The 7083-nt window shown below is 72.3% G+C and carries 8 protein-coding genes; 3 read left to right on the top strand and 5 right to left on the bottom strand.

Features of this window, described 5'->3' with window-relative positions; genetic code table 11:
• The coding region (locus VIB11_RS13170) for a ScyD/ScyE family protein (protein WP_332031688.1) at positions 1-1055 on the top strand (1055 nt) is incomplete at its 5' end.
• Positions 1056-1105: 50 nt separating this feature from the next.
• Here VIB11_RS13170 and ppk2 read toward each other — a convergent pair.
• The 3 genes from ppk2 to guaB form a co-directional block, all read right to left on the bottom strand.
• On the bottom strand, positions 1106-1909 hold the full coding sequence (gene ppk2 / locus VIB11_RS13175; protein WP_332031695.1) for a polyphosphate kinase 2: 804 nt from the start codon (positions 1907-1909) through the stop codon (positions 1106-1108).
• Between the two features lie 132 nt (positions 1910-2041).
• A complete protein-coding gene (locus VIB11_RS13180; protein WP_332031689.1) occupies positions 2042-3163 on the bottom strand; it encodes a GuaB3 family IMP dehydrogenase-related protein in 1122 nt (373 codons plus the stop codon).
• Between the two features lie 285 nt (positions 3164-3448).
• Entirely contained in the window at positions 3449-4966 is a 1518-nt protein-coding gene (gene guaB / locus VIB11_RS13185; protein ID WP_332031690.1) for an IMP dehydrogenase, read from the bottom strand.
• A 192-nt stretch (positions 4967-5158) separates the two neighbouring features.
• On the opposite strand from guaB, the gene VIB11_RS13190 reads away from it, so the two are divergent.
• Both VIB11_RS13190 and VIB11_RS13195 read left to right on the top strand, forming a co-directional pair.
• Positions 5159-5455, top strand: a complete 297-nt coding sequence (locus VIB11_RS13190; protein WP_332031691.1) for a WhiB family transcriptional regulator — start codon at positions 5159-5161, stop codon at positions 5453-5455.
• Between the two features lie 19 nt (positions 5456-5474).
• Positions 5475-5699, top strand: coding sequence for an RNA-binding S4 domain-containing protein (locus VIB11_RS13195; protein ID WP_332031692.1), 225 nt, complete (start codon positions 5475-5477; stop codon positions 5697-5699).
• On the opposite strand, the gene VIB11_RS13200 is transcribed toward VIB11_RS13195, so the two are convergent.
• Positions 5689-6384 carry an aspartate/glutamate racemase family protein gene (locus VIB11_RS13200; protein ID WP_332031693.1) on the bottom strand — a complete coding sequence of 232 codons (696 nt, stop codon included), beginning with the start codon at positions 6382-6384 and terminating at the stop codon, positions 5689-5691. The two genes, VIB11_RS13195 and VIB11_RS13200, sit on opposite strands and share 11 nt — an antisense overlap.
• Before the next feature lie 127 nt (positions 6385-6511).
• The coding region (locus VIB11_RS13205) for a TCP-1/cpn60 chaperonin family protein (RefSeq protein WP_332031694.1) at positions 6512-7083 on the bottom strand (572 nt) is incomplete at its 5' end.

The raw sequence follows: 7083 nt of genomic DNA on the forward strand, positions 1-7083 counted from the left end.
GGCGCGCCAAGCGCCTCCTCGCCGCCACCGGGACCGTGGGCGTCGCCCTGTCCCTCACGGTCGCCGCCCCCGCCGCCGCCGACCCGTCCTGGCGGGTCGTCGCCTCCGGCCTGCACAGCCCGCGCAACCTCGCCGTCTCCCCCGACGGCGACGTCTTCGTCGCCGAGTCCGGCCGCGGCGGCGACGGCGCCTGCACCACCCATCCCGCCCTCGGCGACGCCTGCGTCGGGAGCAGCGGGTCGATCACCTGGGTGAACCCGCACGGGCGCGACAAGCGGGTCGTGACCGGGCTGCCCTCCATCGCCGGCCAGGAGGCCCTCGGCCCGATGGACCTCGTGGTGACCGACGGCGGACGCTACTACGCGACCATCGGGCTCGGCGCCGACGAGGAGGTGCGCGACGGTTTCGGCAAGGCCGGCGAGCACCTGGCGACCGTCGTGACCGGGCGGCTGGACAGCGACGAGCACAAGGAGTTCGCCGACGTCCTCGCGTACGAGGCCGACGCGAACCCCGACGGCACCGATGTCGACAGCAACCCGGCGGGTCTGTCCCGCGCCGGTGAGGGCCTCGTCGTCGCCGACGCCGGCGGGAACGCCATCGTCAAGGTGAACGAGGACGGCCGCTTCCGCACGGTCGCCGCGCTCGAGCCCACGGACGAGGGCGCAGACGCCGTGCCCACCGCCGTGGTCCGCGGCCCGGACGGCGCCTGGTACGTCAGCCAGCTGACCGGCTTCCCGTTCACCCAGGGCTCGGCCTCGATCTGGCGGATCGGCGCCAGTGGCGAGCCGACGGTGTACGCCTCCGGGCTGACCAACGTCACCGACCTCGCCTTCAAGGGCAGGACCCTGTATGCCGTCCAGATCGCCACCGAAGGACTGCTGTCGGGCCCTGTCGGCTCGCTGGTGGAGGTGCCCAAGGGCTCGACCTCACCCACTGTGGTGGTCGGTGACCTCGAGGCGCCGTACGGCGTGGTGATCACCGATGGCTCGGCCTACGTCAGCACCTGCTCGGTCTGCCTGACTGGCGGCCAGGTCATCAAGGTCTCGCTCAGGTGAGGCGCCGGACCCGCTGAGCGCGTGGCCCGGCCACGCGGCGCCCGTCGGGCTCAGGTCCCCAGGGTCGCCGCGTGGTCGGGCACCGTGTGCTGCAGGGACCGGTCCGCGCGGACGTAACCGCGCGGGGCCGGCCGCTCGGGCAGCGTCATCCGCGGGTGCTCGACCTCGACGTAGGGGACCTGGGAGAGCAGGTGGGCGATCATGTTGATCCGGGAACGGCGCTTGTCGTCGCTCTCGACGACGTTCCAGCGGGCCTCGTGGATGTCGGTGTGCACGAGCATCTCGTCCTTGGCCCGCGAGTAGTCCTCCCAGCGGCTGATCGACTCCAGGTCGGTCGGTGAGAGCTTCCAGCGGCGCATCGGGTCGGTCATGCGGGACTCGAAGCGCCGCTGCTGCTCGGTGTCGCTCACCGAGAACCAGTACTTGTGCAGGCGGATGCCGTCCTCGACGAGCATGCGCTCGAAGATCGGGCACTGCCGCAGGAACCGCTGGTGCTCCTCGGGGGTGCAGTAGCCCAGCACCCGCTCGACCCCCGCGCGGTTGTACCAGCTGCGGTCGAACAGCACGATCTCGCCGCCGGCCGGCAGGTGCTCGACGTAGCGCTGGAAGTACCACTGGGTCCGCTGCCGCTCCGTGGGCATGGGCAGCGCGACGATCCGGGCGACCCGGGGGTTGAGGTACTGCGTGACCCGCTTGATCGTCGAGCCCTTGCCGGCGGCGTCGCGACCCTCGAACACGACCACGACCCGCTCGCCCTCGCGGCGGACCCACTCCTGCATCCTCACCAGCTCGGCCTGCAGGCGGAACAGCTCGGTCTCGTAGACCGACTTCTTCAGGCGCTCCACCTTGGCCATGTCGGCCATGGTGTCACGGTGCCGAGGCCCCCGCCTCCGTATGCCGCGGGGCCGGCTCCGGCTGCCGAGTCGGCCCGTCCCACCGCGGTGGCCGGCCCGCGACGGGCCCTCGGGCGGTGCGCCGCCCGTTCGTCAGCTGCCTTCGTAGGGGGCGACGACGACCTCGACCCGCTGGAACTCCTTGAGGTCGGAGTAGCCGGTGGTGGCCATCGCCCGGCGCAGCGCGCCGATGAGGTTGGTCGTGCCGTCGGCGAGCCGGCCCGGGCCGAAGAGGATCTCCTCGAGCGGCGCGACGGCACCGACCTCGACGCGCTCGCCGCGCGGCAGCTGCGGGTGGTGCGCCTCCGAGCCCCAGTGGAAGCCGCGCCCCGGGGCCTCGGTGGAGCGGGCGAGCGCGGCTCCGAGCATCACGGCGTCGGCGCCGCACGCGACGGCCTTGACGATGTCGCCACTGCTGCCCACTCCCCCGTCGGCGATGACGTGCACGTAGCGGCCGCCGGACTCGTCGAGGTAGTCGCGGCGGGCTGCCGCCACGTCGGCGATCGCGGACGCCATCGGCGCGTGGATGCCCAGGGCCCGTCGGGTCGTGTGCGCCGCTCCCCCGCCGAAGCCGACCAGCACGCCGGCGGCGCCGGTGCGCATGAGGTGCAGGGCCGCGGTGTAGGTCGCGGCTCCGCCGACGACGACCGGCACGTCGAGCTCGTAGATGAACCGCTTGAGGTTGAGCGGCTCCGCGCGACCGGAGACGTGCTCGGCCGAGACCGTGGTGCCCCGGATGACGAAGAGGTCGACCCCGGCGTCGACCACCGTCTTCCAGAGCTGCTGGGTGCGCTGTGGGCTGAGGGCCCCCGCGACGGTGACGCCGGCCTCGCGCACCTGGCGCAGGCGCTCCGCCACCAGCTCGGGCTGGATCTCGGCGGCGTAGATCTCCTGCATGCGCGACGTGGCGCGAGCCGGGTCGAGGCTGGCGATCTCGGCGAGGAGGGCCGTGGGGTCCTCGTAGCGGGTCCACAGGCCCTCGAGGTCGAGCACCGGCAGACCGCCGTGGCGGCCGAGGGCGATCGCGGTCTCGGGCGACATCACGGAGTCCATCGGGGCGGCGATGACGGGGAGGTCGAAGTGGTAGGCGTCGATCTGCCACGACACCGACACCTCTTCGGGGTCGCGCGTGCGGCGCGACGGCACCACGGCGATGTCGTCGAAGGAGTAGGCCTGGCGGGCCCGCTTTCCACGGCCGATCTCGATCTCAGTCACCGGGCGATGCTACCGGTCGCCGGGCGGCCGAAAGCCTGGCCGCCCTCGGGGCACAGCTGGCGCCCCGCCGCCGGGTGAGGGGGCGGCCAACGGCGGGACGCCAGTGTTCGCCGGTGGTCAGCTGCTCGCTGCGGCGAAGTCCCCGCCCCCCGAGCGTCCTCCCGACTGGCTGTCTGCCCCGAAGGGCGTGTGCTCACGGTAGGACAGCGCGCCCCGGCGACCATCGGGCATTAGGCGTAACCTGCACCCCCACTTTGCACGGAGCGCCGGGCACCACGAACGGCGTCAGCGGCCTGAGTAGTTCGGCGCCTCGACGACCATCTGGATGTCGTGCGGGTGGCTCTCCTTCAGCCCCGCCGGGGTGATCCGGACGAAGCGGCCCTTCTCCTGCAGCTCCGGGATGCTCGGCGCCCCGACGTAGAACATCGACTGGTGCAGGCCGCCGATGAGCTGCCTCGCCACGGCCGACACCTGGCCCTTGTAGGCCACCCGGCCCTCGATGCCCTCCGGCACGAGCTGGTCGTCGCTGGTGACGTCGGCCTGGAAGTAGCGGTCCTTGGAGTAGGACTTCTTGCCGCGCGAGGACATCGCGCCGAGCGAACCCATCCCCCGGTAGGACTTGTACTGCTTGCCGTTGACGAGGACGAGGTCGCCGGGGCTCTCCTCGCAGCCGGCGAGCAGTGACCCGATCATCACCGTGTCGGCGCCCGCCACCAGGGCCTTGGCGATGTCGCCGGAGTACTGCAGCCCACCGTCGCCGATGACGGGGACGCCCGCCGGCTTGCAGGCCTGGGCGGCTTCGTGGATGGCGGTGACCTGGGGCACCCCGACTCCGGCGACCACACGGGTGGTGCAGATCGAGCCCGGCCCGACACCGACCTTGACGGCGTCCACGCCGGCGTCGACGAGCGCCTGCGCACCGGCCCGGGTGGCGACGTTACCGCCGACGACCTGCACGTGGGCGGTCGCGGTGTCGGCCTTGAGCCGCCTGACCATGTCGAGGAGGAGGTTGGCGTGGCCGTGGGCGGTGTCGACCACCAGGACGTCGACCCCGGCCTCGATGAGCGTGGTCGCTCGCTTCCAGGCGTCGCCGAAGTAGCCCACGGCGGCCCCCACGAGGAGCCGCCCCTGGTCGTCCTTGCTGGCGTTCGGGAACTGCTCGGAGCGGACGAAGTCCTTGACCGTGATCAGGCCCGCCAGGCGGCCGGCCTCGTCGACGAGGGGCAGCCGCTCGCGCTTGTGCTGGCGCAGCAGGGACGTCGCCGTCTCGCGGTCGATGTCGGCCGGTCCGGTGATGAGCGGCATCGGGGTCATGACGTCGCGGACGCGGGTCGTCGCCCACTCGGAGACGGGCATGAAGCGCAGGTCGCGGTTGGTGATGATGCCGAGCAGCGTCTGGTCGTGGTCGACCACCGGGAGCCCCGAGACGCGGTACTCCCCGCAGACCTGGTCGAGCTGCTCCAGGGTGGCGTCCGGGCCGATGGTGATGGGGTTCGGGATGCGGCCGGTCTGGGTCCGCTTGACCAGGTCGACCTGGTAGGCCTGGTCCTCGATCGAGAGGTTGCGGTGCAGGACGCCGAGGCCGCCCTCGCGGGCCATCGCGATCGCCATCCGCGCCTCGGTGACGGTGTCCATGGCGGCTGACACCAGCGGGATGCGCAGGTTGATCGAGCGGGTCAGGCGAGCGGTCGTGTCGACCTCGCTCGGGATGACATCGCTCAGGCCGGGGAGCAGCAGGACGTCGTCGTAGGTCAGGCCGATCTCGGCGAACGGAGCGGGGACAGGGGACGTTCCGTTGCTCATTGGCCCATGGTAGTCGAGCCCGGGAGAGCCCCCGGCCAGCGCCTGCCGCGGCCTGGGAGCACCACTGGTGGGGCCGTGGCCGGTGGGGCGCAAGTCTTGAACAAGTTTTGACCCAGGTCCTCTGTTTGCGCAGGTCAGCCGGGGGTAGCGTCCCCAACATGCGGCATCGTGCCGCAGAGAGGCGGGGTAACAGTGGCTGAGTTGTCGAGACTGCCGGGGCCTGTGGCCGACCTCTGGGACTGGCAGCTGGAGGGTTCCTGCCGCCGGGTCAACCCGGACGTGTTCTTCCACCCCGAGGGCGAGCGCGGGTCTGCGCGACGCACCCGGGACTCCGCCGCCAAGGAGGTCTGCCTCGGCTGCCCGGTCCTGGTCCAGTGCCGGGACCACGCCCTGCGCGTCAGGGAGCCGTACGGCGTCTGGGGTGCCCTGACGGAGGACGAGCGCGAGGCGCACTACTCCGGTCGGCAGCCCGTGCCGGCGGCCAGCTGACCCGCCTAGACTCCACGGCGTGAGCAGCGCGCCGATCGAGGTCCCCATCCGCGACGAGTCGATCCGTCTCGGTCAGCTGCTCAAGCTCGCCGGTGTCGTCGAGGACGGCGCCATGGCCCGCATGGTCATCGACAACAACGAGGTGCGCGTCGACGGCGAGGTCGAGCACCGACGGGGTCGCCAGATCCGGCCGGGCATGACCGTCGAGTACGCCGGCGCGCTCCTGAAGGTCGTCAGGGACTAGCCAGCATCCAGGACACGGCGTCCTCGGCGTGGATGGCCGTCGTGTCGAAGAGCGGCACGGTCGCGTCGTCCTGGCCCACCAGCAGGCCGATCTCGGTGCACCCCAGCACGACCGCCTCCGCGCCGTCGGCCGCGAGGGCGGCCATCACCTCGCGGTAGCGCGCCCGTGACTCCTCCTGCACGACGTCGTGGCACAGCTCCTCGTAGATGACGCGGTGCACGTCCGCCCTGCCCCGCTCGTCGGGCAGGACCACCTCGAGTCCGTGCGCAGCAAGCCGCCCGGTGTAGAAGTCCTGCTCCATGGTGAACGCGGTGGCGAGCAGCCCCACCCGGCGGTGCCCGGCCTCGCGGACCCGGCGCGCGGTGGCGTCGCCGATGTGGAACAGCGGGATCGACGTCGCCGACTGAACCCGGTCCGCGACCTTGTGCATCGTGTTGGTGGCGAGCAGCAGGCCCTGCGCCCCGGCCCGCTCGAGGCCGCGTGCCGCCTCGGCCAGGACCTCCGCCGCGCCGTCCCAGTCGCCGTCGTGCTGCATCTGTGCCACGGGGGCGAAGTCGACGCTGTGCATCAGCAGACGCGCGGAGTGGAGCCCGCCCAGCCGGTGGGCGACGCCCTCGTTGAGGAGCCGGTAGTACTCGGCCGTGCTCGTCCAGCTCATCCCGCCCAGCACACCCAGCAGCCGCATACGGGCGACCCTAGCCGGGGCCGCCGGGTGGTGGAGCGGTGCGCACGCGCCCCCGGGACGGCATACCCCTCGGCACGGCGACGGCCCGCCCCCGGTGGGGACGGGCCGTCGCGGGATGCCGTGTGGCTCAGTGGCCGTGGCCGTGGCCGTGACCGCCGGCGGCGTCGGGCTCCTCTTCCTTCTTCTCCACGACGAGCGTGTCGGTGGTGAGCACCATCGACGCGATCGATGCGGCGTTGCGCAGTGCGGAGCGGGTGACCTTCACCGGGTCGATGACGCCGGCCTTGAACAGGTCGACGTACTCGCCGGTCGCCGCGTTGAGGCCGTTGCCGGGCTCGAGGTCGGCGACCTTGGAGACGGCCACGTAGCCCTCCATGCCGGCGTTCTCGGCGATCCAGCGCAGCGGCTCGGCCGCGGCCTTGCGCACGATGTTCGCACCGGTCGCCTCGTCGCCCTCCAGCCCGAGGGCGTCGATGGCGGCCACGGCGTGGACGAGGGCGGAGCCGCCACCGGCGACGATGCCCTCCTCGATGGCCGCGCGGGTCGCCGAGATGGCGTCCTCGATGCGGTGCTTCTTCTCCTTGAGCTCGACCTCGGTGTGGGCGCCGACGCGGATGACGCAGACACCGCCGGCCAGCTTGGCCAGGCGCTCCTGCAGCTTCTCGCGGTCCCAGTCGGAGTCGGTGCGCTCGATCTCGG

Source organism: Pedococcus sp., assembly GCF_036554925.1.
Taxonomy (GTDB): Bacteria; Actinomycetota; Actinomycetes; order Actinomycetales; family Dermatophilaceae; genus Pedococcus_A.

Coding starts and splice junctions, on each gene's coding strand:
- ppk2 (WP_332031695.1), bottom strand. CDS start 1,909: ATGGCCAAGGTGGAGCGCCTGAAGAAGTCGGTCTACGAGACCGAGCTG.
- guaB (WP_332031690.1), bottom strand. CDS start 4,966: ATGAGCAACGGAACGTCCCCTGTCCCCGCTCCGTTCGCCGAGATCGGC.
- VIB11_RS13200 (WP_332031693.1), bottom strand. CDS start 6,384: ATGCGGCTGCTGGGTGTGCTGGGCGGGATGAGCTGGACGAGCACGGCC.